Source organism: Neobacillus niacini (assembly GCF_030817595.1).
In the GTDB taxonomy this organism is placed as follows: Bacteria; Bacillota; Bacilli; order Bacillales; family Cytobacillaceae; genus Neobacillus; species Neobacillus niacini_G.
Window position 1 is genome coordinate 5,916,420 of the sequence record NZ_JAUSZN010000001.1, and the last position, 24,112, is coordinate 5,940,531.

19 protein-coding genes, 1 other RNA gene and 1 other annotated feature are annotated in these 24,112 nt (G+C 39.1%); of the genes, 16 read left to right on the forward strand and 4 right to left on the reverse strand.

The window, feature by feature from the left end:
• Positions 1–85 precede the first annotated feature (85 nt).
• The 5 genes from secDF (at position 86) to dtd (ending at position 8,392) form a co-directional block, all read left to right on the forward strand.
• The gene (secDF, locus tag QFZ31_RS28080) at positions 86–2,350 is read left to right on the forward strand and encodes a protein translocase subunit SecDF (protein ID WP_307309509.1); all 2,265 of its coding nucleotides are present in this window, start codon (positions 86–88) and stop codon (positions 2,348–2,350) included.
• Between the two features lie 104 nt (positions 2,351–2,454).
• The gene (recJ, locus tag QFZ31_RS28085; RefSeq protein WP_307309512.1) at positions 2,455–4,809 is read left to right on the forward strand and encodes a single-stranded-DNA-specific exonuclease RecJ; all 2,355 of its coding nucleotides are present in this window, start codon (positions 2,455–2,457) and stop codon (positions 4,807–4,809) included.
• The gene (locus QFZ31_RS28090; protein WP_179597037.1) at positions 4,809–5,321 is read left to right on the forward strand and encodes an adenine phosphoribosyltransferase; all 513 of its coding nucleotides are present in this window, start codon (positions 4,809–4,811) and stop codon (positions 5,319–5,321) included. Before recJ ends, QFZ31_RS28090 begins: the two co-directional genes overlap by 1 nt.
• Positions 5,322–5,738: 417 nt before the next feature.
• A complete protein-coding gene (locus QFZ31_RS28095) occupies positions 5,739–7,934 on the forward strand; it encodes a RelA/SpoT family protein (protein ID WP_179597035.1) in 2,196 nt (731 codons plus the stop codon).
• A gap of 14 nt (positions 7,935–7,948) precedes the next feature.
• Complete coding sequence (dtd, locus tag QFZ31_RS28100) at positions 7,949–8,392, forward strand: D-aminoacyl-tRNA deacylase (RefSeq protein WP_307309528.1); 444 nt, start codon at positions 7,949–7,951, stop codon at positions 8,390–8,392.
• 98 nt (positions 8,393–8,490) lie between these two features.
• On the opposite strand, the gene QFZ31_RS28105 is transcribed toward dtd, so the two are convergent.
• Entirely contained in the window at positions 8,491–10,233 is a 1,743-nt protein-coding gene (locus tag QFZ31_RS28105; protein WP_307309531.1) for an SH3 domain-containing protein, read from the reverse strand.
• A gap of 162 nt (positions 10,234–10,395) precedes the next feature.
• On the opposite strand from QFZ31_RS28105, the gene QFZ31_RS28110 reads away from it, so the two are divergent.
• The 7 genes from QFZ31_RS28110 to QFZ31_RS28140 all read left to right on the forward strand — a co-directional run bounded on the left by QFZ31_RS28110 (position 10,396) and on the right by QFZ31_RS28140 (position 17,460).
• The gene (locus tag QFZ31_RS28110) at positions 10,396–10,572 is read left to right on the forward strand and encodes a hypothetical protein (protein WP_179597029.1); all 177 of its coding nucleotides are present in this window, start codon (positions 10,396–10,398) and stop codon (positions 10,570–10,572) included.
• A gap of 57 nt (positions 10,573–10,629) precedes the next feature.
• Positions 10,630–10,872: a binding site (T-box leader), on the forward strand.
• Between the two features lie 81 nt (positions 10,873–10,953).
• Positions 10,954–12,225 (forward strand): histidine--tRNA ligase, encoded by a 1,272-nt coding sequence (gene hisS / locus QFZ31_RS28115; RefSeq protein WP_307309535.1) that lies wholly within the window; start codon positions 10,954–10,956, stop codon positions 12,223–12,225.
• Between the two features lie 15 nt (positions 12,226–12,240).
• Positions 12,241–14,019 carry an aspartate--tRNA ligase gene (aspS, locus tag QFZ31_RS28120; RefSeq protein WP_307309537.1) on the forward strand — a complete coding sequence of 593 codons (1,779 nt, stop codon included), beginning with the start codon at positions 12,241–12,243 and terminating at the stop codon, positions 14,017–14,019.
• 61 nt (positions 14,020–14,080) lie between these two features.
• Positions 14,081–14,276, forward strand: a non-coding RNA gene (gene ssrS / locus QFZ31_RS28125) — 6S RNA.
• 446 nt (positions 14,277–14,722) lie between these two features.
• Positions 14,723–15,490 carry a tRNA threonylcarbamoyladenosine dehydratase gene (locus QFZ31_RS28130; RefSeq protein ID WP_307309539.1) on the forward strand — a complete coding sequence of 256 codons (768 nt, stop codon included), beginning with the start codon at positions 14,723–14,725 and terminating at the stop codon, positions 15,488–15,490.
• Positions 15,491–15,590: 100 nt separating this feature from the next.
• Complete coding sequence (locus QFZ31_RS28135; protein ID WP_307309542.1) at positions 15,591–16,517, forward strand: ABC transporter ATP-binding protein; 927 nt, start codon at positions 15,591–15,593, stop codon at positions 16,515–16,517.
• The gene (locus tag QFZ31_RS28140) at positions 16,510–17,460 is read left to right on the forward strand and encodes an ABC transporter permease (protein WP_307309545.1); all 951 of its coding nucleotides are present in this window, start codon (positions 16,510–16,512) and stop codon (positions 17,458–17,460) included. Before QFZ31_RS28135 ends, QFZ31_RS28140 begins: the two co-directional genes overlap by 8 nt.
• A 30-nt stretch (positions 17,461–17,490) precedes the next feature.
• On the opposite strand, the gene QFZ31_RS28145 is transcribed toward QFZ31_RS28140, so the two are convergent.
• Entirely contained in the window at positions 17,491–18,762 is a 1,272-nt protein-coding gene (locus QFZ31_RS28145; RefSeq protein WP_307309548.1) for a replication-associated recombination protein A, read from the reverse strand.
• A gap of 150 nt (positions 18,763–18,912) precedes the next feature.
• Here QFZ31_RS28145 and cymR point away from each other — a divergent pair, with 150 nt between their 5' ends.
• From cymR to mnmA, 3 genes are read left to right on the forward strand one after another with little or no spacing between them, the layout of a single operon-like run.
• On the forward strand, positions 18,913–19,332 hold the full coding sequence (cymR, locus tag QFZ31_RS28150; RefSeq protein WP_179597015.1) for a cysteine metabolism transcriptional regulator CymR: 420 nt from the start codon (positions 18,913–18,915) through the stop codon (positions 19,330–19,332).
• 45 nt (positions 19,333–19,377) lie between these two features.
• A complete protein-coding gene (locus tag QFZ31_RS28155; RefSeq protein ID WP_307309551.1) occupies positions 19,378–20,520 on the forward strand; it encodes a cysteine desulfurase family protein in 1,143 nt (380 codons plus the stop codon).
• A 37-nt stretch (positions 20,521–20,557) separates the two neighbouring features.
• Positions 20,558–21,676 carry a tRNA 2-thiouridine(34) synthase MnmA gene (gene mnmA / locus QFZ31_RS28160; protein WP_307309554.1) on the forward strand — a complete coding sequence of 373 codons (1,119 nt, stop codon included), beginning with the start codon at positions 20,558–20,560 and terminating at the stop codon, positions 21,674–21,676.
• Between the two features lie 54 nt (positions 21,677–21,730).
• Here the strand turns inward: mnmA and QFZ31_RS28165 are convergent, their stop codons facing one another.
• Both QFZ31_RS28165 and QFZ31_RS28170 read right to left on the reverse strand, forming a co-directional pair.
• On the reverse strand, positions 21,731–22,657 hold the full coding sequence (locus QFZ31_RS28165; protein ID WP_307311289.1) for an IS3 family transposase: 927 nt from the start codon (positions 22,655–22,657) through the stop codon (positions 21,731–21,733).
• Positions 22,558–23,124, reverse strand: a complete 567-nt coding sequence (locus QFZ31_RS28170; RefSeq protein WP_307301778.1) for a helix-turn-helix domain-containing protein — start codon at positions 23,122–23,124, stop codon at positions 22,558–22,560. The genes QFZ31_RS28165 and QFZ31_RS28170 overlap by 100 nt, the downstream gene beginning before the upstream one ends.
• 310 nt (positions 23,125–23,434) lie before the next feature.
• On the opposite strand from QFZ31_RS28170, the gene QFZ31_RS28175 reads away from it, so the two are divergent.
• Complete coding sequence (locus tag QFZ31_RS28175; protein ID WP_307309556.1) at positions 23,435–24,088, forward strand: tetratricopeptide repeat protein; 654 nt, start codon at positions 23,435–23,437, stop codon at positions 24,086–24,088.
• Positions 24,089–24,112: the final 24 nt, after the last annotated feature.

Sequence of the window (24,112 nt, forward strand, 5' to 3'; positions counted from 1 at the left end):
TTTCATAATAAAAGCATGATTTTTTTTATATACAGGCTTTATGATTCAGTGCTTTGGCTAAGCCCTAAGGAGGACACAATACATAATGGTTAAGCGCAGTAGAATTATCGCCTTTCTGCTAGTAGTAATACTATTAGGAAGCACAATGGGAATTACCACTTCAGGTATTTTAAAGAACATTAAACTAGGTTTGGACCTTCAAGGCGGTTTCGAGGTTTTGTATGAGGTTTCTCCAGCGAAAAAGGGTCAAAAAATTGACAAAGAAACATTAGCTAGTACAGCCGAGGCCCTTGATAGACGGATAAATGTTCTAGGGGTAAGTGAACCAACTATTCAAATTGAGGGTGAAAATCGGATTCGGGTTCAGCTTGCAGGAGTAACGGATCAAAATGAAGCACGAGAAATATTATCTACCCAAGCAAACCTTACTTTCCGTGATGCGAACGACCGCGTTATGATGGACGGTACTGATTTAGCGGAAAATGGTGCGAGTCAGACCTTTGATGAAAATGGAGCACCTAGTGTTTCCTTGAAATTAAAAAGTGCTGAAAAGTTCAAAAATGTTACAGAAGAAATTGTAAAAATGGCACCGAATAATTATTTAGTTATTTGGCTTGATTTTGAAGAAGGAAAAGATTCATTCAAAACGGAAATTACAAAAGAAGATCCTAAATTTCTATCTGCACCTACTGTGAGAGAAATTTTTAACCAAAATACAGTTTCCATTGTAGGTAGCTTCACAGCAGAAGAAGCACAAGAACTTGCTTCTCTTTTAAATGCTGGAGCCCTTCCTGTTAAGCTTACTGAAGTTTATTCAACTTCTGTGGGCGCTAAATTTGGTGAACAGGCATTAAATGAAACGATCCTAGCAGGTATTATCGGGATAGCAATCATATATTTATTCATGCTAGTCTATTATCGTTTTCCGGGCTTTATCGCCACCGTTACTTTATCCATTTATATTTATCTTGTCTTACTCGTTTTTGATTGGATGAATGGGGTCCTAACTCTCCCGGGAATTGCCGCCCTTATTTTAGGGGTCGGTATGGCGGTTGACGCTAACATTATTACGTACGAACGAATTAGAGAAGAGATCAAGGTCGGTAAATCTATTAAATCTGCCTTCCAAGCAGGAAGTAAAGGTTCCTTTACCTCTATTCTTGACTCAAACTTAACGACAATTTTAACAGCGGCAGTTCTTTTCTACTTCGGGACAAGCTCGATAAAAGGCTTTGCCACTATGTTGTTGGTGAGTATATTGTTAAGCTTTATTACAGCGGTGTTTGGTTCCCGCCTATTCTTAGGTTTATGGGTGAATAGCGGCTTCTTAAACAAAAAGGCCAGCTGGTTCGGTGTAAAAAAATCTGCTATTAAGGATATCGCTGAAAATTACGATACTCTGGATTTGCCAACTAGATGGGATCGATTTGATTTTGTAAAGGTTAGAAAATTATTCTTTATCATCTCTGGAGCACTTATTGCGCTTGGTTTAGTTCTAATCCTTGTATTCCGCTTAAATTTGTCTATTGATTTCTCAAGCGGTACTCGAATTGAAGTATTATCTGACAAATCATTAACAACGGAACAGGTTGAAGCGGCTTTTGAAAAACAGGATATTGAAATTGATGACATTACTCTTTCAGGCGAGAACAACGAAATGGCTTCTGCGCGAATGAAAGGGGTTTTATCAAAGGATGAAATAGCAGAGCTAAAATCTGCATTTCACGATGAATTCGGCTCTGACCCAAGTGTAAGTACTGTTTCTCCAACGGTTGGTAAAGAGCTAGCGAAAGATGGGGTAATCGCCCTCATTATTGCTTCCATCGGTATTATTATTTATGTAACGCTGCGTTTTGAATTTGCAATGGCAGTTGCGGCGATTGCTTCATTGCTTCACGATGCTTTCTTCATGGTTGCTTTTTTCAGTATTACGCGCTTAGAAGTAGATTTAACCTTTATCGCTGCTGTTCTAACGATAATCGGTTACTCTATTAATGATACAATTGTTACCTTCGACAGAATGCGTGAAAACCTACAAAAGAAGAAACGACTTAAAACGTTTGAAGATATTGCCGATGTTGTGAATGTAAGTGTCCGTCAAACATTAACTCGTTCTGTTAATACAGTTTTCACTGTATTAATAACAGTGGTTGCGATGATTCTTTTTGGCAGTGAATCAATCCTTAATTTCAACATCGCTTTGTTAGTTGGATTAATAACTGGCGTATACTCTTCTATCTTTATTGCTACTAATCTTTGGGTAGTTCTTAAAGCAAGGGAATTGAAAAAGAAGGGTACGATTAAGACAGTAAAAGAAAAGAAAAAGTACTCAGATGAGCCTCAAGTATAAACAAATGTTAAAACCGCAGTCACTCTGCGGTTTTTTCTATTCCAGATTTACGTTGAAAGGACATGTTTACTCCTGTATAATAGATTAGTCTGAGGGGTGAACGCATGTTAAAGTCGAAAACTAGATGGGTTGTTCGTAAATCTGATCAACAACTAGTAGAAACTCTCGTAAACGAATTGAAAATTACACCACTTGTTGCGTCGCTGCTTATCAACCGCGGATTAAATACCGTTGATTCTGCACGGTATTTTTTATTTGGAAAAGAGCAATTTCATGATCCCTTTTTGTTAAAAGGAATGGATATTGCTGTAAACAGAATTCGGGAAGCTATTGAACGCCAAGAACCTATATTAATATTTGGTGATTATGATGCAGATGGTGTGAGCAGTACAACCGTATTAATGCTCACCCTTAGAGATTTGGGGGCAAATGTCCAATTCTATATTCCGAATCGTTTTACGGAAGGTTACGGACCGAATGAAACAGCCTTTCGTCGTGCATCTGAAAATGGAATCAAGTTAATTATTACTGTAGATACAGGCATCTCGGCAATACACGAAGCAGCAATTGCGAAAGAACTCGGTCTTGATTTAATTATTACAGACCACCATGAACCTGGTCCCGTTTTACCTGAGGCATTGGCTATTATTCATCCAAAACTTCCGGATAGTGTTTACCCTTTTCGTGAGCTCGCTGGAGTAGGTGTGGCCTTTAAAGTAGCCCATGCGCTCTATGGTGAAGTTCCAGAGCAATTGCTAGAAATTGCTGTTATTGGCACCATTGCGGATTTAGTTTCGTTAAAAGATGAAAATCGCCTCATTGCCAAAAAAGGTTTGGAAAAACTTAAAGTTACCAAGAATAAAGGTCTAAAAGCGATATTAAAAGTTGCAGGTGCAGACCAGCAAAACATTAACGAGGAAACGATCGGCTTTTCACTGGCGCCAAGAATTAATGCTGTCGGCAGACTGGAAAATGCCGATATGGCTGTGGAACTTTTGCTTACGGATGATCCATTCGAAGCGGAAGCTTTAGCACAAGAAATGGATGAATTAAATAAGACGAGACAATCTATTGTCAATTCTATTACGACAGAAGCGATTGAAGAGGTTGAGAGAAATTATCCTATTGATTCAAATTCAGTACTTGTTATTGGTAAAGAAGGCTGGAATGCTGGTGTAATTGGCATCGTTGCGTCTAGATTAGTGGAGAAGTTTTACCGGCCGACAATCGTTTTAAGTTTTGACAAGGAAAAGGGCTTGGCAAAGGGGTCTGCTCGAAGTATTGCAGGTTTTGATTTGTTTAAAAATCTATCGGAATGCCGGGACATTTTGCCGCATTTTGGCGGCCATCCAATGGCAGCTGGGATGACATTAAAGCTAGAAGATGTTTCTGATCTCCGTCAAAGGTTAAATAATCTGGCGAATGAGCAGTTAACCAAAGATGATTTTATCCCCATTACAACTCTTGACCATCAAATTAAGGTGGATGAAATCAATTTATCTGCACTGGGTGAACTAAATCTTCTTGCTCCATTTGGAATGGACAACCCAAAGCCAAAGGTGTTAATCAGTAATGTTCAAATATCGACAATGAGAAAAATTGGTTCAGAACAAAATCACTTGAAAGTAATGGTGCATGATAACGGTACGAATTTAGATGGAATCGGCTTTGGATTAGGACCGTTAGTTGACCATATTTCACCAGCTTCAAAAATTTCGATAATTGGTGAATTAGCAGTCAATGAGTGGAATAATATCCGTAAACCACAAATTTTTATCCAGGATGTTTCGGTTGAAACATGGCAATTATTTGATCATCGTGGGGTAAAGCGGATAAACTCAATGATTAAAACGATTCCCAATGAAAAGCGAAACTATATTATCTTTAACAAAGAACAGCTTGAAAAAATGGACCCTGCTTTGACGAGTGAGGTAATCTTTATTAAAGATGAAGCTGAGGCTAAAGGCTTCGACTCTCATCAGGCTAATGTGGTACTCGTTGACCTGCCGCCATCAAAGGAACTACTTCATCATCTATTTAAAGGGAAACGTCCTGCTCGAATCTATGCGTATTTTAATAAAGAAAACAGTGATTTTTTTAGTACCATTCCTACGAGAGACCACTTTAAATGGTTCTATGGATTTTTATTAAAAAAAGGTCCAATTGATATCGGTCGTTATGGGGATGATATCGCGAAGCACCGTGGCTGGTCAACGGAAACGATAACTTTCATGTCAAAAGTGTTTTCTGAATTAGATTTTGTTACAATAAACAATGGATTTATTACTTTGAATAAACAATCACAAAAGCGTGACCTTACTGATTCGATCACCTACCAAACGAAACAGGCTCAATATGAACTTGAAAGAGATTTATTATTTTCATCCTTTCAGCAATTAAAGAGCTGGTTTGACCAGGTTATAGAGGAATCAGTTACAATTGAGGAGGCAATTACCTAATGGATTTAAAGCAATTTATCGCAATCGTACCAGATTACCCAAAACCAGGAATTACATTTAAGGATATCACTCCATTAATGAACAACGGAGAAGCGTATAAGTATGCAACAGATCAAATTGTTTCTTATGCGAAAGATAAACAAATTGATTTAATTGTTGGTCCTGAGGCAAGAGGATTTATTATTGGCTGCCCAGTAGCCTATTCTCTTGGAATTGGCTTTGCTCCTGTTCGTAAGGAAGGTAAACTACCGCGTGAGACGGTTAAAGTAAGCTATGGATTAGAATATGGAAGTGATGTCCTTACAATTCATAAGGATGCCATACAACCAGGACAACGAGTTCTGATAACAGATGACTTATTAGCCACTGGCGGAACAATTGATGCAACGATTCAATTAGTTGAACAGCTTGGCGGAGTGGTTGCTGGAATTGCTTTTCTAGTTGAATTAACGTACCTTGAAGGACGTAAGAAACTTGAAGGCTACGACATCATGACATTGATGAATTATTAATAGTATTGAGGGCACTCGTAATTGAGTGCTCTCTTGTTATAATAAAAGAGCTATTATTTTAAAACTTGGCTAAAAAAGTAATCTTGTAATGGAGACACTGTTGATTGGAGCGGAAGGCACGAAGACTCCTGCAGGAGTACGGAGCAGGTGAGACCCCGCAGGCGCTAGCGCCGAGGAGGCTCACCGCAACGCCTGCGGAAAGCGAAGTGCCTGGAGCGGAAATCAACAGACTAATTTTATACTGCGAACTAATTAAACTGTATTTCGACACTTTTTTCGCAAAATACAGTAAAATAATATCTATCCCTTTACATCTGAGCTTTTTTTTTCGATAATAGTAACATTCATTAGTAACTAGTTTAGAAATAGATACATTTAATAATAAAAAAAATGAGACGAAAAATAAGGTGATCTTTTATGGCGAACGATCAAGTGTTAACCGCCGAACAAGTCATCGACAAGACGAGGGCCTATTTAAACGAAGAGCATTGTGAATTTGTAAAAAGAGCCTACGAATTCGCAAAACATTCTCATCGTGAACAATATAGAAAATCAGGAGAGCCTTACATTATTCATCCGATTCAAGTTGCTGGAATTCTGGCGGATTTGGAGATGGATCCTGCAACGGTTGCCGCTGGTTTTCTCCATGATGTCGTTGAAGACACGGATGTTACCTTAAAGGACATCGAGACGGAATTTAATGACGAAGTGGCCATGCTTGTCGACGGGGTTACGAAATTAGGAAAAATTAAATATAAATCACACGAGGAACAGCAGGCAGAGAACCACAGAAAAATGTTCGTGGCTATGGCTCAGGATATCCGCGTTATTTTGATTAAGCTTGCCGATCGTTTGCATAATATGAGGACGCTTAAGCACCTTCCCGTTGAGAAGCAGCGCCGGATTTCAAATGAAACACTTGAAATCTTTGCACCTTTGGCCCATCGTCTTGGTATTTCTAAGATTAAGTGGGAGCTGGAAGATACTGCATTAAGATACTTAAATCCACAGCAATATTATCGGATTGTTAACTTGATGAAGAAAAAGCGTGCAGAACGGGAGCAATACTTAGTCGATGTAATGGACGAGGTTCGTGACAGAATGAAAGAAGTGTCCATTAATGCGGAGCTTAATGGAAGACCTAAACATATCTATAGCATTTACCGAAAAATGGTGCAGCAAAATAAACAGTTTAGTGAAATCTATGATTTACTTGCCGTTCGAATAGTAGTAAATAGTATTAAGGATTGCTACGCTGTATTAGGAATTATTCATACGTGCTGGAAGCCTATGCCAGGGCGTTTTAAGGACTATATTGCCATGCCTAAGCCGAATATGTATCAATCTCTTCATACAACGGTCATAGGTCCTAAGGGTGACCCACTGGAGGTTCAAATTCGGACATCAGAAATGCACCGGATTGCAGAATTTGGTATTGCGGCCCATTGGGCGTATAAAGAAGGGAAAGCACTCGCTGATACAACTTCTTACGAACAAAAATTAACATGGTTTAGAGAAATCCTGGAATTCCAAAATGATACTGCGAATGCAGAGGAGTTTATGGAATCACTAAAAATCGATTTATTCTCTGATATGGTTTTTGTGTTTACACCAAAAGGCGATGTTATTGAATTGCCGTCCGGTTCTGTTCCAATTGATTTTGCTTACCGAATTCATTCTGAAATCGGGAATAAAACAATTGGGGCGAAAGTAAACGGTAAAATGGTTACGCTGGATTATCGACTCAAGACTGGTGACATCATTGAAATTCTTACATCAAAGCATTCTTATGGTCCAAGTCAAGACTGGTTGAAGCTAGCCCAAACCTCACAGGCTAAGAACAAAATACGTGCCTTTTTTAAGAAACAGCGCCGTGATGAAAATGTAGATAAAGGCAGAGAGCTCGTAGAAAAAGAAATCCGTGCAATGGAATTTGATTTAAAAGAGATCTTAACGGCTGATAATTTGAAAAAGGTAGCTGAAAAGTTTAATTTTGCCAATGAAGACGATATGTATGCAGCGGTAGGCTATAATGGGGTAACGGCACTGCAGGTAGCCAATCGGTTAACCGAGAAATGGCGTAAAAAACGGGATCAAGAGCAATCGGCTACGATCACAAATGCTATTTCTGATATGAAGGCATTCCCTTCTACGAAAAAACGAGAGTCTGGTGTTCGTGTTGCCGGTATCGATAATTTATTAATCCGCTTATCTCGATGCTGTAATCCTGTCCCAGGTGACGAAATTGTTGGTTTTATTACCAAAGGACGCGGTGTGTCTGTTCATCGTGCTGATTGTACAAATATCGACTCTAATGATGCACAGACTAGGTTAATTCCTGTTGAGTGGGAATCCTCTTTAAATGACCGGAAAGAATATAATGTAGACATTGAGATTAGTGGTTACGACCGCCGTGGTTTACTAAATGAGGTTCTGCAGGCAGTAAATGAAACAAAAACCAATATTTCGGCTGTTTCTGGTCGATCTGATCGTAATAAAATGGCGACAATCATTATGTCTATTGCTATTCACAATGTGAGCCATTTACACAAAGTGGTTGATCGGATTAAACAGATACCAGATATTTATTCGGTTCGCCGGATTATGAATTAGGGAGTTTACTAAAAATGCGAGTTGTTGTACAGCGCAGTAAAAAGGCAAAGGTGACCGTTAACGAAGAAGTAACGGGACAAATTTCAAAAGGTCTGGTCCTTCTTGTAGGGGTAACACATCAGGATACAGAAGAAGACGCAGCTTTTTTAGCAGATAAAATAGCAAATCTACGGATATTTGAAGATGAAGCTGGGAAGATGAATTTATCCTTATTAGATGTTGGCGGTGAAATTCTTTCTGTCTCTCAATTTACCTTGTATGGTGATTGCCGTAAAGGAAGAAGACCTAATTTTATGGAAGCTGCTAGACCAGAACAGGCAATCCAGCTATATGAAGGATTCAATGGATTATTACGCGAAAAAGGTATCAAGGTAGAAACAGGTATCTTTGGGGCGATGATGGACGTCGAATTAATTAATGATGGTCCTGTTACACTAATTGTAGAGAGCAAAAGTTAAAAAATGCTTGGCACTTTTATAGCTGCCAAGCATTTTTTACTAGCTTCAGCACCTAAAAAAAATTGTACTGCATTTTTCCCTAGATGCTGAATCTTTTATTATTGTTCCTTAAAGTATCGGGCAAGTCCATTATATAGACCCGTTGCTGCATTTTCTTGGAATTGCCCTGAAGTTAGGGTCATTTCCTCTGCTGAATTACTTAAGTAGCCCAATTCCATGAGTACCGCTTCCCTTGTATTCTCGCGAATGACATGGTAGTCACCAGAACGGACACCGCGGCCTTTTAACCTGGTCTCTGCATTGGTTGAATTATAAACATATTCGGCGAGTCTCTTTTGAAAATCATGATAGTAATAGCCTGTTGTCCCCCGGACGCTTCGATCTAGATTACTATCATAATGCAGGCTAATAAACGCATCTGATTGATGAACACTTGCCATTCTTACTCTCGATGGCAGTGGAAGGTATGAATCGTTGCTTCTTGTAAGAAAAACATTGGCTCCAGCAGCTTTTAACTTATCCGATAGTAGCTTCGCAGTACGCAGCGTTAATTGTTTTTCAAGTGTTCCTCCTGCGCCAGTAGCCCCGGTATCAATTCCACCATGTCCAGGGTCAATCACAATGGTCTTGGAACTTAAATAAGCCTCTGTCCCTTGTTTATCAATTCCAGGTCCAGTTCCATTGGTTGTTACGAGCCAGCCTGCAATATATCCATTTGTTCCGTTCGGTAATGTAATTTCGTACCAATCATTTTCAACGCTGCTTATTGTAAAGGACTCTCCTTCATTGGCACGTTGAAGCACATTTGATTGGTCAGTAGGGTCTTTCCTAATATTTGTTCCATTATGTAGTATGGTAACTTTGCTGTCTTTAGCAAGTTGGGTAGTGTTTGCTTTATCCTTGTTGAAATACCAGCCTGCTGCCCAGCCGGTTTTTCCAGGTTTAAATTCAATTTTAAACCAATTATTTTTTTCTTCCAGAATGGTAAATTTCTCTCCCTGTGTAATGGAACCAATAATGTCCGAGTTTAAGGAAGAATCGCTGCGGACACTAAGATTGCTAGCAGTTACTGTCCCCATTGTTTCATTAGTAGGATTGGTTTGCTTATTGTCGTTTCCGAATTGAACGTAATCCGCACTAATCCATGCCCTTTGGTTTTCGTACTTTATTTCTATCCAATTATTCTTTTTTGAATAAATCGTTATAGAAGTCCCTTTTGCTAGTTTCCCGATCACCCTACCTGTGGAAGAAGGCTCATTTCGGACATTCAACGTATCTGTTACGTTACCTGCACCAATCGATTTATTATTATTTTCTTCTTTGGAAGTATTAGTAGATCTATCGTTGAAATCAAGATATTCTCGTGCAACCCAGCCTTCCCCGAAGCTTGCAGAGATTTTTACCCAGTTTTCATTATCATCTATAACGCTGACAGCTTGTCCTTTATTTAAATATCCGATGATACGGAAACTAGTTCCCGGTCCGGAACGCACACGTAATTGATTGCTGTTTGCTTCAGCAGTCGATTTATTTGAGTTGCTAGACCCAGTTGTCGTTGTCCCGTTTGAAGTTTCGGATACCACCCAATTGGCTACCCAGCCTGTTTTCGCAGCGGAAAGCTGAATTTCAATCCAATCGCCTTGCTCTCTTATAATAGTGAATTTTTCTCCCTTTTTTGCTTGCTTCACAAGCTGGTAGCTTAAGCCTGGGCCATTGCGGACATTAACCGTATTCTCTACTATAGTGACCGTCCCGTTTGCTGCCAAACTTATATCAAACGGAAGGAAAACTCCGAAGAAGACTGTGAAACATACTAACGAACGTATAAATCTCTTTAACATTCTCTCTCTCCCTTCACAATATCTTTCATTTTATCGTAAAAGGGCATGGAAATCATTCCTTAATTGTTAAATATCTACTATTTTGAAATTTTCTATGACATGTAAGTTTTTAGGATGGTTGGAAATAATAAGAACTATAGTGAGGATACGAGGTGATAGGTGATGAGATCGAGCGATAAAGCAAATAGCATCCAATCAATGGACAGCAGGCTGTTTGGTGTGGATTTTCATGATTTTATTCAAAGTGAGCAGCATAATACTACGTTTGAGCTTGCCTCCGAATTTGGACTTACGATCGGCGATGTTAGAAAGTTGAAAAAACATTTGGAAAGATCCTAAATCCTTCTTGACATTGGATTCAATGCTCCGTAATATTATATAAATAAAAACACATGGAAATAACCAATGATGGAGCATAGTAGTTAAGCTAAAACATGAAAAGAGAGGAAATGCCCTGGCTGAAAGCATTTCTACATGATTCTTAATGAATGAACACTCCGAAGGCTTCTCTCTGAAAAAGGTATTCCGCCTTTAGTAGGAGAAGAACGTGAGCAGGCGTTAACTGTAAAAGAGGAAGTGCATGATAGTTTATGCCTTCAACTAGGGTGGCACCGCGGGAATATAACTCTCGTCCCTTGTATTTATACAAGGGACGGGAGTTTTTTTGTTTTTTATAGAAATTTTTTACATAAAACAGTTACGGTAAGGAGGAATTCTGCTATGTCGATTAGCATTCCAAGAGGCACGCAGGACATTCTGCCTGGAGAGGTAGAAAAATGGCAGCTGATTGAAGCAAAAGCGAGAGAGCTTTGTGAAAAATATCAATATCAAGAAATCCGCACTCCAATCTTCGAACAAACAGATTTATTTGCTCGTGGTGTTGGTGATACCACTGATATTGTCCAGAAGGAAATGTACACATTCGATGATCGTGGCGGCCGCAGCCTCACACTAAGACCAGAAGGTACTGCTGCTGTTGTAAGGTCGTTTGTTGAGAAAAAGATGTTTGGTTATCCAAATCAACCGGTTAAGCTTTATTATATGGGACCGATGTTCCGCTACGAACGTCCCCAAGCAGGACGTTTCCGTCAATTTGTTCAATTTGGCATCGAAGCATTGGGAAGTAACGACCCAGCAATTGATGCAGAAGTTATTTCTCTTGCAATGAACCTATACAAGGAAATGGGCTTGAAAAAGTTAAAGCTTGTGATCAATAGTCTTGGAGATAAGGAGAGCAGAACCTCTCACCGCAATGCCTTAGTCAATCATTTTCAGCCAAGAATCGGAGAGTTTTGTCAAGACTGCCAAAACCGCCTTGAAAAAAATCCGTTAAGAATTCTCGATTGCAAGCAGGATCACAGTCATGAATTAATGAAATCCGCTCCTTCGATTATTGATTATCTCAATGATGATTCTAAGGCATATTTTGAAAAATTACAGAAGTATTTAACACAGTTAGAAATTGAGTTTGTAGTCGATCCGAATCTAGTACGCGGGTTGGATTATTATAATCACACGGCTTTTGAAATTATGAGCGATGCCGAGGGCTTTGGAGCGATCACTACATTATGCGGCGGCGGTCGTTATAACGGTTTAGCCGAAGAAATGGGCGGCCCAGAAACTCCGGGAATTGGTTTTGCGATGAGTATTGAACGCTTTATTGCGGCGCTCAAGGCTGAAGGAATTGAGCTGGAAATCAATCAAGGCATTGATTGTTATTTAGCTGCATTGGGTGATGAAGCAAAGGATTATACAGTAGGACTCCTACAGAAACTTCGACTTGCTGGTGTTTCTTGTGAGCGAGACTATTTAAACCGAAAAATTAAAGCACAATTTAAAGCTGCTGACCGCCTAAATGCAAAATATGTTGCGGTTCTAGGTGACGAAGAGCTTGCGAATAATAAAATTAATCTAAAAAATATGGCCACGGGTGAGCAAGTGGAAATAGATTTAACACAGTTTGTAGAATATTTTCAAGAATTAAAGAGATAAAAGGAGAGGATCTTCATGTATGGGAGAACGTATTTTTGTGGCGATGTGCCAGAATCAGCCATTGGTGAAAAAGTAACACTGAAAGGCTGGGTTTCAAAACGCCGCGACCTAGGTGGATTAATTTTTATCGATCTCCGCGATCGTTCAGGTATTGTTCAAGTTGTTTTCAATCCGGATGTATCAAAAGAAGCATTGGAAATTGCTGAGAAGATTCGCAGTGAGTATGTACTGGATATTCAAGGAACGGTCATTAGCCGTGAGGCTGGAACGATCAATCCTAATTTAAAAACTGGGAAGATTGAAGTTCAAGCTGAAATGGTAACGATCATTAACGAAGCAAAAACGCCGCCATTTACGATAGCAGATAAAACAGACGTATCTGAAGATGTGCGCCTGAAATACCGTTATTTAGACTTCCGTCGTCCGGTGATTTTTGAAACATTAAAAATGCGTCACCAAGTAACGAAGCACATCAGAGATTTCCTTGATACTAAAGGATTCTTAGATATTGAAACACCAATCTTAACAAAAAGCACTCCAGAGGGAGCCCGCGACTATCTCGTACCTAGCCGTGTTCATCCTGGTGAGTTTTATGCACTTCCACAATCACCACAGTTGTTCAAACAGCTGTTAATGCTTGGCGGAATTGAGCGTTACTATCAAATTGCCCGCTGTTTCCGTGATGAAGATTTACGGGCAGACCGTCAGCCTGAGTTTACACAAATCGATATTGAAACAAGCTTTCTTGGTCAAGAAGATATCTTGGGCTTAATGGAAAAAATGATGACTGGGTTGATGATGGAAGTTAAAGGGGTTGAGATTCCTGCTCCGTTTTCACGAATGACTTATGATGAGGCTATGAGCCGCTTTGGCTCGGATAAACCTGATACTCGTTTTGGACTTGAGCTGGTAGACCTTTCCGAAGTTGTTAAGGATTCAGGCTTTAAAGTCTTTGCTGCTGCAGTTGCGAATGGCGGTCAAGTAAAGGGTATTAACGTAAAAGGTGCTGCTGAAAAATATTCTCGTAAGGATATTGATGCGCTGACTGAATTTGTGGGAGTTTATGGTGCAAAAGGTCTTGCATGGCTGAAGGTAGACGCAGAGGGATTAAAAGGTCCGATTGCTAAATTCTTTGCAGACGCAGATGCTAATGCTTTAAGAACGGTATTAGATGCAAACGAAGGTGACCTTCTCCTATTTGTAGCCGACAAGAAAAATGTCGTTGCTGATGCCTTGGGAGCACTGCGTTTAAAGCTGGGTAAAGAATTAGGGCTAATCGATCAAAGTAAGTTTAATTTCCTATGGATTACCGATTGGCCATTGCTGGAATATGGTGAGGAAGAAGGCCGTTATTATGCGGCGCACCATCCGTTCACTATGCCGGTTAGAGAAGACCTGCCATACTTAGATACAGATCCTGCTAGAGTACGTGCACAGGCCTATGACCTTGTTCTAAATGGATATGAGCTCGGAGGAGGTTCATTAAGAATTTTTGAACGTTCTGTTCAAGAAAAAATGTTTAACGTGCTTGGATTCACACCTGAAGAAGCGCAAGAGCAATTTGGTTTCTTATTGAACGCTTTCGAATATGGTACACCGCCTCATGGTGGAATTGCACTTGGTTTGGACCGTTTGGTCATGCTGCTTGCAGGAAGTTCTAACCTGCGTGATACCATTGCTTTTCCAAAAACGGCTAGTGCCAGCGATTTATTGACAGACGCACCAGGTGCTGTTTCCGAAGCTCAATTAAAAGAACTTCATTTGTCACTAAATGTTACCAATAAAAATGGATAAAACGCTTTCATAATATCTTGAATGGTTTTTCAATTTATGATATTATAAAGTCAATCAAATAAGTGTCCTGAAATGTTCGTTGTATTACCTAACTTTTGACCAACATTATTTCTTCGGGAGTCTGCGTTTTCAAGCTGCGTAAAAGCCTCAACCTATACGGTTAAAGGGACTTACATAAACTTGGAATAAGACACCCACCTGCGAGAGTGGCGGGATCAAAAGAAGGAACTAAGCGCGACGGCACCATTGGGACCCTTATAAAAATAGTCTCCTGCATAAGCAGGGGGCTATTTTTATTTTGTGATACGAGGAATTCAACCTCACCTTTATTCGTTCAAGAAAAAAGGGCATTCAAAAACATTCATGAAGCCCCAAAAATAGTGACAACAGAAAAGATGGGTCCCATAAAGCGATCATGAAGCCCAAAAATAGTGTCATTAGGAAAAAATGGGTCTCATAAAGCAATCATGAAGCCTAAAAATAAGTGTTCTTAAGAAAAATGGGTCTCATAGAGCGATCATGAAGTCCAAAAATAAGTGTAATCAAGAGAAATGGGCCTCATAAAACTTTCATGAAGCAAAATAGTCCCACATTAGCTCGATATTAATCCCTATAGAAATGCTTGAATTTATAACGGAGTATGTTATATTTTTTTAGGGTAAATGATATTAGTAAGTCGAATTTATATATCTGGAGGATCCACATGCTGCATCAATTTTCTCGTAATGAACTTGCCATTGGCAAAGAAGGCCTAGATATTATGAAAAACAGTACCGTCGCTGTATTGGGAATTGGCGGTGTCGGCTCTTTTGCTGCTGAAGCACTTGCACGCTCTGGAGTTGGCCGGCTGATACTTGTCGATAAAGATACTGTTGATATTACAAATGTGAATCGTCAGCTCATCGCACTCCTTTCCACAGTAGGACAACCAAAAGCTGAACTCATGAAAGAGCGAATTAAAGACATTAATCCGGATTGTGAAGTTATTGCGCTAAAAATGTTTTATACGGAGGAAACGTATGAACAATTCTTCAGCCATGGCTTGGATTTTGTCGTTGACGCTTCGGATACGATTATTTATAAAATTCATCTCATGAAAGAATGTCTAAAACGAAATATCCCGATTATCTCCAGCATGGGTGCGGCTAATAAAATGGACCCAACTCGCTTTAAGATTGCGGATATCTCAAAAACGCATACCGATCCAATTGCTAAAGTAATTCGTACGAAGCTTCGTAAAGAACGAATCCACAAGGGCATTCCGGTGGTCTTTTCTGATGAAAGTCCGATTGTCATTCGTGAAGACGTGAAGAAAGAGGTTGGGAATGCGAACGCACCAATTCGTAAAGCACAAATGCCTCCATCCTCAAATGCCTTCGTCCCATCTGCTTGCGGATTAATCATGGCAAGCTATGTCGTAAGGCAGTTGCTAGCAGATATCAAAATTACACGTGTAGCAGATGAAAAATAAGACTAAGCCCCGTACCTAAAGGTCGGGGTTTATTTTTTTTATAAAAATGGGAAAATGTTTCTATATTACGGTAAACTTGATAGAGAGAGGGGGATGTTAATTGGAATCAATCGTAGTCATAAAAGATGTTACCAAAGTGATTAAAGGAAGAACGATTATAGATAATATCAGTTTTGAGGTTAATAAAGGTGAAGTATTTGGTTTTCTAGGACCAAATGGAGCCGGTAAAACGACCACTATTCGAATGATTGTTGGTCTGATAGATATTACATCAGGGGATATCATGATAGGTGGGAAAAGTATAAAAACGAGCTTTGAAGATGCGGTAAGACATGTGGGAGCCATCGTTGAGAATCCGGAAATGTACAAATTTCTAAGCGGCTATCAAAACCTCATCCACTATGCTCGCATGGTAAAAGGAGTTACAAAGGAAAAGATTGAAGAGACAGTTAAACTTGTCGGATTATCAGACAGAATTCATGATAAAGTAAAAACTTACTCACTTGGGATGCGCCAGAGATTGGGATTGGCACAATGCCTGTTACATGATCCTAAAGTATTGATTTTGGATGAACCGACAAACGGACTGGATCCTGCAGGAATAAGAGAGATTCGTGATTATATTCGGCTGCTGGCGAGAGAAAAAAATATGGCTGTCATTGTTTCAAGCCATATCCTTTCTGAAATGGAAATGATGTGTGACAGGATCGGAATCATTCAAAATGGACAGCTTATTGACGTCCAACTGGTACAAGAGTTTGTACACAGCAGCAGTGCAAGTTTTGAATTTGAGGTTATTCCAAGTGAAAAGGCAGTAACCCTTGTGAAATCAAACTTTCCCAATATCCCTGTTACTCCTTCACGAAACGGCATAACGCTGGAGCTGACAAAAGAAGATGTACCATCAATGGTAAAAAAGTTCGTTGAAGAGGATATCCAAGTGTTCGGAATTAAAGAAGTATCGAAAACTTTAGAAGACCGCTTCCTTGAAGTAACCGCAGATAAGGGGGCGATAGACCATGTTTAATTTAATTCGTAATGAGTGGATGAAAATTTTTAGAAGACCTGGTACCTATGTGATGATTGGTATTTTATTGGTAATTATCTCGGTCACAGGAATCTTTATGAAATATAATCTGATCGAAGAGGAACCAAATGCGACGGAAGAATGGAAACCGGTATTACAACAGGAAAATGAGGCATTGAAAAAGCAATTAGAATCTAGTTCTATTAAAATGGAGCAAGAGTACTATAAAAAACAAATTGCAATCAATGAATACAGAATTGAGCATGATATCCCTTTTCGGGAAAAGTATAATGTCTGGTCATTTGTAAAAGACAATTCTGAGCTTATCTTATTAGCAGGATTGTTTACGATCGTGATTTCTGCAGGAATCGTAGCAAGTGAATTTAATTGGGGCACGATTAAACTATTATTAATTCGTCCAATTAATCGAAGTAAGATTTTACTATCCAAGTATTTAACTGTACTATTGTTTGCTTTGTTAATGATAGGAATCTTATTTGGTTTTTCAGCTCTGCTTGGCGGTATCCTTTTTGGATTCCCAGAACAAGCACTGCCTTATTTGAATTATAATAATGGTAAAGTAACCGAACAGCATATCTTTGTTTACTTAATCATTTACTATGGATTAGGTTCGATCGAGATGATCATGCTGACAACGATGGCTTTCATGATTTCATCTGTCTTCCGAAACAGTTCTTTGGCAATCGGGCTATCCTTATTTTTAATGTTCACGGGTGGCCAATTCACGGCACTATTGTCAATGAAGTTTGATTGGGCAAAATACATTTTATTTGCGAACACCAATTTAATGCAGTACATCGAGGGAACACCGCTACTTGAGGGTATGACGATGTCATTCTCGATTATCATGCTGATTTTCTACTTTGTGATTTTTCAATTCCTGGCATTCTATGTCTTTAAAAAGAGAGATGTTGCAGCATAAAAAGAAGACCTCTGGCGTTTTTCCCAGAGGTTATTTTTTACGAATTAATTTTTCATAAACGGTTGCAATTGCCTGCTCAAACTTTCCTGTTTTCTTAGGTTGATAATATTTCTTGTTCTTTAGTTTGTTAGGCAGATATTGCTGTGGGACCCAGCCGGATTCATAATCATGTGGATATAAGTATCCAATTCCTCTGCCTAGCTCTTGTGCTCCTTTATAATGAGCGTCACGCAAATGATCCGGTACTTCACCAATATTTCCTTTTTGAATATCTGAAATGGCTTCACTGATTGCTATTACCGCTGAGTTGGATTTCGGTGATAAACATAACTCAATCACGGCGTTAGCCAACGGAATTCTAGCTTCAGGAAAACCAATTCTTTCCGACGTTTCTATAGCGGCTAGTGTACGTGCACCTGCCTGTGGACTTGCTAGACCTACATCTTCGTAGGCGATGACGAGTAACCTTCTGCTAATACTCTGAAGATCACCTGCTTCAATTAATCTTCCAAGATAATGCAGGGCCGCATTCACATCACTTCCGCGAATTGATTTTTGAAACGCAGAAAGCACATCATAATGGCCATCACCATCTTTATCGGAGCCATAGCTTTTCTTTTGCATGCATTCTTCCGCCGTTTTAATATCGATGTGGATGACTTCCTCCTCATCTTTGTCGGTCGAAAGGACGCCAAGTTCTAGTGCATTTAACGAACTGCGGACATCTCCATTCGAGGCGTTCGCAAAATGGGTTAGTGCTTCTTGGGAAATATCTATCTTTAGCTTTCCGTATCCACGTTCTTCGTCCTCGATGGCACGGATTAATGCCAGTTTAATTTCATCAGGAGTTAAAGGTTTAAGCTCGAAAATTTGACACCGGCTGCGGATAGCGGGATTAATCGCGTGATAGGGGTTACTTGTTGTTGCACCGATTAATGTAATCATGCCATTTTCTAAAAAAGGTAATAGGAAGTCCTGTTTTCCTTTATCAAGTCGATGGACTTCATCCAGGAGCAGAATGACTTTTCCTGACATTTTCGCCTCTGCTGCAACGATTTCCATGTCCTTTTTATTGTTTGTGACGGCGTTTAGTGTACGGAAGGCATATTTTGTGCTACCTGCAATCGCACTGGCAATCGAGGTTTTACCTATGCCAGGCGGTCCATATAAAATCATGGATGTCAGCTGTTTAGCTTTTACCATACGGGCAATAATTTTATCATCTGCAACTAGGTGCTGTTGTCCAACGATTTCTTCAATTGATCTAGGGCGCATTCGAAATGCCAGCGGCTTTTGCTGCATACTTCATCTCTCCAACTAAAAAATAAAGTTCCATTTAACTCTACCATTTTCTCAGTGAAAAGCATATTAAAGTACAATATGATATAATTGCTAATGCCTATCAAATTACTGTGTATTTAAAAATAAATTAAAATAATAGAGGTGTAAAATATGAGGATTTCAACAAAAGGCCGTTACGGATTAACAATCATGATTGAACTTGCTAAAAACCAAGGCGAAGGGCCAACATCACTAAAAACAATTGCCCAAGCCAATAACTTATCTGAACATTATCTAGAACAGCTTATCGCTCCTTTAAGAAATGCTGGCTTAGTTAAAAGTATTCGTGGTGCATACGGTGGTTATATCTTAGCTGATGCTCCAACGAAAATTACTGCTGGTGACGTCATCCGCGTACTCGAAGGACCGATTACACTTGTGGAAGGAATCGAAGAAGAAGAGCCTGCACAGCGCGAGCTTTGGATTCGGATTCGTGACGCAATTAAAAGTGTTCTCGACCATACTACTCTCGAAGATCTAGCAAGTCATAGCAACGATACAGAAACAGACGGTTATATGTTTTATATTTAATGTTAACAGTAGAATAGAGAATTTATTTTGATTGAAGGTGGAACGATGGAAAGAATCTATCTTGACCATGCTGCTACAACTCCTATGCACCCTCGGGTGATTGAAAAAATGATGGAAGTAATGAATAACAATTATGGTAACCCATCCAGCATACATTCGTTTGGACGAGAAGCAAGGCACTATATTGATTTGGCACGAGAAACGTTGGCTAGAAGTATTGGCGCTAAGGAAAATGAAATTATTTTTACAAGCGGTGGTACAGAAGCCGATAATATGGCCTTATTTGGAGCTGCTGAAAGCAACCGGCATAATGGTAAGCACATTATCACCACTCAAGTAGAACACCATGCTGTGCTTCATGCCTGCCAACGTTTAGAAAAAATGGGCTTTGAGGTAACTTATTTACCAGTTGATGAAATAGGTGAAATATCACTGGATGACCTTAGTACTGCCCTAAGGGAAGATACCATCCTTGTATCCGTTATGTATGGGAATAATGAAGTGGGAACACTTCAGCCTATTAAAGAAATTGGTGAGATACTTAAATCTCATCAAGCGTTGTTTCATACAGATGCCGTCCAAGCTTATGGAATGGAAGACATCAATGTCAATGAACTGAATGTTGACTTATTAGCTGTTTCCGCTCATAAAATAAACGGACCTAAAGGGACTGGTTTTCTTTATGTGCGTGACAAGGTTAAATTGGTCCCTCGTGCTTTTGGTGGTGAGCAGGAACGGAAAAGACGAGCAGGTACGGAAAATGTTGCGGCAATTGTTGGGTTTCAAGAAGCTGTAAAAATAGCCTCTGAAGAACGATTAGTGAAACGGGAAAAGTATCAAGGATTTAAGAAAACATTTATTGAAAAATTGGCTGCACATAATATTGAGTTTTCCATAAACGGATTGCTTGAAAAATCAATGCCTCATGTATTAAACTTAAGCTTTCCGGGAACAAACGTGGAAGCGATGTTAGTGAACCTTGATTTAGCTGGTATTGCTGTTTCAAGTGGTTCTGCATGCACTGCAGGTTCGATTGAACCTTCACATGTCCTGGTTGCCATGTTTGGTAAAGATTCAGATCGGTTGATCAATTCTATCCGTTTCAGCTTTGGTTTTAACACGACAGAAGACCAAATCATCAAAACAGCTCAAGAAACGGCAAGAATTGTTTCTCGTCTGACAAAATAAATGCACGACATTTTTAAAGTAAAGAGAGGTGAGAACAATGGAAAAAAGAGAACCAAAAGATATTCGTGTCGTTGTTGGTATGTCTGGTGGCGTCGATTCCTCTGTCGCGGCGTTGTTATTAAAACAGCAAGGCTATGATGTCATCGGAATCTTCATGAAAAACTGGGATGATACTGACGATACTGGATTTTGTACTGCAACTGAGGATTACAATGATGTCATACGTGTTTGTAATCAAATTGGTATTCCTTATTACGCTGTTAATTTTGAAAAGCAATATTGGGACAAGGTATTTACTTATTTTCTTGATGAATACAAGGCAGGCAGGACACCAAACCCTGATGTAATGTGTAATAAAGAAATTAAGTTTAAAGCTTTTCTTGAGCACGCAGTGAACTTAGGTGCAGATTACCTTGCAACAGGTCATTATGCTCAAGTGGAATATCGGGACGGCGAGTACAAAATGCTCCGCGGTAGGGATGAAAATAAGGACCAGACTTACTTTTTAAATCAATTGAATCAGGATCAGTTGAGTAAAGTTATGTTTCCAATTGGTAATTTAGAGAAATCAAGAGTGCGTGAAATTGCCAAGGAAGCAAATCTAGCAACTGCGACGAAAAAAGACAGTACTGGGATCTGTTTTATTGGTGAGCGTAACTTTAAAGAATTCCTTGGACAATACCTTCCTGCTCAGCCAGGAAACATGGAAACCATGGATGGAGAAGTTAAAGGGAAGCATGAAGGCTTAATGTACCATACCATTGGGCAGCGCCATGGATTGGGAATTGGCGGTTCAGGTGAGCCGTGGTTTGCGATTGGCAAGGATTTAAAGAGAAATGTCCTTTATGTCGGACAAGGCTTTCATAATGAATTGCTCTATTCGGACTCAATTATTGCTGATAACGTAAGCTGGGTTTCTAATCGGGAAAAGCCATCTGAGTTTACATGTACGGCAAAATTCAGGTACCGTCAAGAAGACAGTAAAGTGATGGTACAGCTTATGGACGACAATAAAGTTAGAGTAATCTTTGATGAACCAATTCGTGCAGTGACCCCTGGTCAGGCAGTTGTATTTTACAATGGTGATGAATGCCTTGGCGGCGGTACGATCGATGAAGTTTATAAAGATGGCCAACGTTTGACATATGTTGGTTAAAATAACCCTGATTCCATCTGGAATGATGTGACCCCCAAAAGTTAGAGTTTTATATTAAGCAGCTAATTGGCTAGTATGGACCCGGTATTGAACCGGGCTCATACCTGCCAATTTTTGCTTTATACGCTTGTTATTATAATAACTGATATATTCTTCAATTCTCTTTTTTAATTCCTCATATGAGCATAGTGCTTCCCCGTAATACATTTCTTGTTTTAGTAATCCGAAAAAGTTCTCCATTGGCGAATTATCTAAACAGTTTCCTTTACGAGACATACTCTGGAACACCTTGTTTTTCTTAAGGGTTTTCACCCATTTATTATGTTGATAATGCCATCCTTGATCAGAATGTACAGTAGTTCTAAACTTTGAATCTTTTACTATTTCTAGTGCTTCCTCGAGGGGGGTGAGAGCTAAATCTAAGGTTGGACGCATACCTATACCAAAAGAAAGAATTTCACTATTGAACATATCCATAATTGGATTTAAATATAGCTTAATACCGTCTGAACACTTAAATTCTGTAATATCTGTTGTTAGTTTTTGATGACACACATTCGTTTTAAAGCGGCGATTGATAAGGTTCTTGGCAACAGTTCCAGTTGTACCCTTGTATGAACTGTACTTGCGTGATTTTAATTTGAATTTATCTCCCTTGAGCCCAAGCTCGTTCATGATGCGTTGCACCTTCTTATGATTCACTTCATACCCACGGTTTTCTAATTCTAATTGAATACGACGATAACCATAATTTCCGTTATGTTCTTCGAAAATGGATTGAATAAGTTCCTCCAACTCCTGGTCTGGATTCTCCTTATTCATCATTTTTATATGATAATGGTAGGTGGATTCAGGAATGCCGACTATTTGTAAAACATCTTTTAGTTTGAAGGTTTCTTTAAGTTCGAATGATAATGCTGCTTGTGCTTTTCGAGATAGCCCTTCGGATCCATCTGAAAAGCTCGCAACTTTTTTAAATATTCTACCTCTAAACGAAGAAGTTCGTTTTCTCTTTCTAACTTTTGTTCGTACGTTAATTCCTTATCTTCAATGTGTTTATTCTTTTTGTTTTTTTTAGTTTTATCAGACATGGATGGCCGTCCTTTCGGTCTATCCAGGGCTTCAGTACCACCCTCCAGAAGAGCCCTTTTCCAAGCTGCAATCATAGGAGCGTTAGTTATGCCAAATACAAGGGCTGTATCAGTTTCTGAAGAACCTGTTCTCTTCATAAAGCTTAATACATCTAGCTTGAATTGAACAGAATATGTTTCTCTATGTTTCTTCCTCTTTAAACCTTCCACACCAAATTTCTCGTATACCTTTACCCATCTCCTAATCGGAGTACTGTCTTTCATGTCATACTTTTTAGCTAAAAGAATATATCCTAATTTCCCATCTTGATATTCCTTGACTAACTTTAACTTAAATTCTTCACTATATTTGGCCATAAAAATACACCCCAAAAGTTAGATTTCACTCTAACTTTTGGGGTGCAGTACAGAATCGGGGCTTTTTTCTCAATTTGTGATATTATTTATGACTGTTCGAAAGGTTTTGAACAAATTTTAATGAGTTTTGTACATTTTTTGAGGTGTTTTGTACAAATTTCAAATGGTTTTGTACATTTTTTAATACCTTTTGTACATTTAGACAAATATTACCAAAATTAACGCAAGGATATGAGGCGTATCTACCGCCAATAGTCACGAAAAATTCTCTAATATGATATACTCTCAAGTAGAACGGAGTGATAGTAACATGGATAAAAACCAATTAGGTGTTCAATACATGCAAGAAGGTAAATGGGAAGAGGCGGCGAAGATCTTTAATGAGATTATAGAAGAAAACCCGAATGATCCCATTGCATACATAAATTTTGGTAATGTGCTTTCCGCTGTCGGTGATGATGAGAAGGCATTGAAATTTTATCAAAAGGCAATTGAATTAGATGAGAACACTGCAGCTGCTTATTATAGTGCTGGTACGATTTATTTTAGCCTTGACCAATTTGATAGAGCTAAAAATATGTTTGAACAGGCGATGAAAAAAGGTCTTCACACAAGTGATAATTATTTCATGCTAGGTTTAACCCTTGTACAGCTTGATCAAGGTAAATATGCTCTGCCTTATTTACAAAGAAGTGTCGAACTCAATGAGGAAGATGCAGAAGCACGTTTTCAGTATGGATTGTGTCTTGCACAGCTTGAATTAATTGATGAGGCGATTATTCAATTTGAAAAGTGTATCGAATTGGATCAGGAGCATACAGATGCCATGTATAATTTAGGCGTTTCTTATGCCTTTAAAGAAAAAGCAGATAAAGCATTGGAGATGTTTGATAAAGCACTTGAGATACAACCGGATCATTTGTTAGCAGGCCATGCAAAAAAATTGATTGAATCAGCAAAATAACCCCATTTCAACAAATAGGAAGGA

Coding starts and splice junctions, on each gene's coding strand:
- secDF (WP_307309509.1), top strand. CDS start 86: ATGGTTAAGCGCAGTAGAATTATCGCCTTTCTGCTAGTAGTAATACTA.
- recJ (WP_307309512.1), top strand. CDS start 2,455: ATGTTAAAGTCGAAAACTAGATGGGTTGTTCGTAAATCTGATCAACAA.
- QFZ31_RS28090 (WP_179597037.1), top strand. CDS start 4,809: ATGGATTTAAAGCAATTTATCGCAATCGTACCAGATTACCCAAAACCA.
- QFZ31_RS28095 (WP_179597035.1), top strand. CDS start 5,739: ATGGCGAACGATCAAGTGTTAACCGCCGAACAAGTCATCGACAAGACG.
- dtd (WP_307309528.1), top strand. CDS start 7,949: ATGCGAGTTGTTGTACAGCGCAGTAAAAAGGCAAAGGTGACCGTTAAC.
- QFZ31_RS28105 (WP_307309531.1), bottom strand. CDS start 10,233: ATGTTAAAGAGATTTATACGTTCGTTAGTATGTTTCACAGTCTTCTTC.
- QFZ31_RS28110 (WP_179597029.1), top strand. CDS start 10,396: ATGAGATCGAGCGATAAAGCAAATAGCATCCAATCAATGGACAGCAGG.
- hisS (WP_307309535.1), top strand. CDS start 10,954: ATGTCGATTAGCATTCCAAGAGGCACGCAGGACATTCTGCCTGGAGAG.
- aspS (WP_307309537.1), top strand. CDS start 12,241: ATGTATGGGAGAACGTATTTTTGTGGCGATGTGCCAGAATCAGCCATT.
- QFZ31_RS28130 (WP_307309539.1), top strand. CDS start 14,723: ATGCTGCATCAATTTTCTCGTAATGAACTTGCCATTGGCAAAGAAGGC.
- QFZ31_RS28140 (WP_307309545.1), top strand. CDS start 16,510: ATGTTTAATTTAATTCGTAATGAGTGGATGAAAATTTTTAGAAGACCT.
- QFZ31_RS28145 (WP_307309548.1), bottom strand. CDS start 18,762: ATGCAGCAAAAGCCGCTGGCATTTCGAATGCGCCCTAGATCAATTGAA.
- cymR (WP_179597015.1), top strand. CDS start 18,913: ATGAGGATTTCAACAAAAGGCCGTTACGGATTAACAATCATGATTGAA.
- QFZ31_RS28155 (WP_307309551.1), top strand. CDS start 19,378: ATGGAAAGAATCTATCTTGACCATGCTGCTACAACTCCTATGCACCCT.
- mnmA (WP_307309554.1), top strand. CDS start 20,558: ATGGAAAAAAGAGAACCAAAAGATATTCGTGTCGTTGTTGGTATGTCT.
- QFZ31_RS28170 (WP_307301778.1), bottom strand. CDS start 23,124: ATGGCCAAATATAGTGAAGAATTTAAGTTAAAGTTAGTCAAGGAATAT.
- QFZ31_RS28175 (WP_307309556.1), top strand. CDS start 23,435: ATGGATAAAAACCAATTAGGTGTTCAATACATGCAAGAAGGTAAATGG.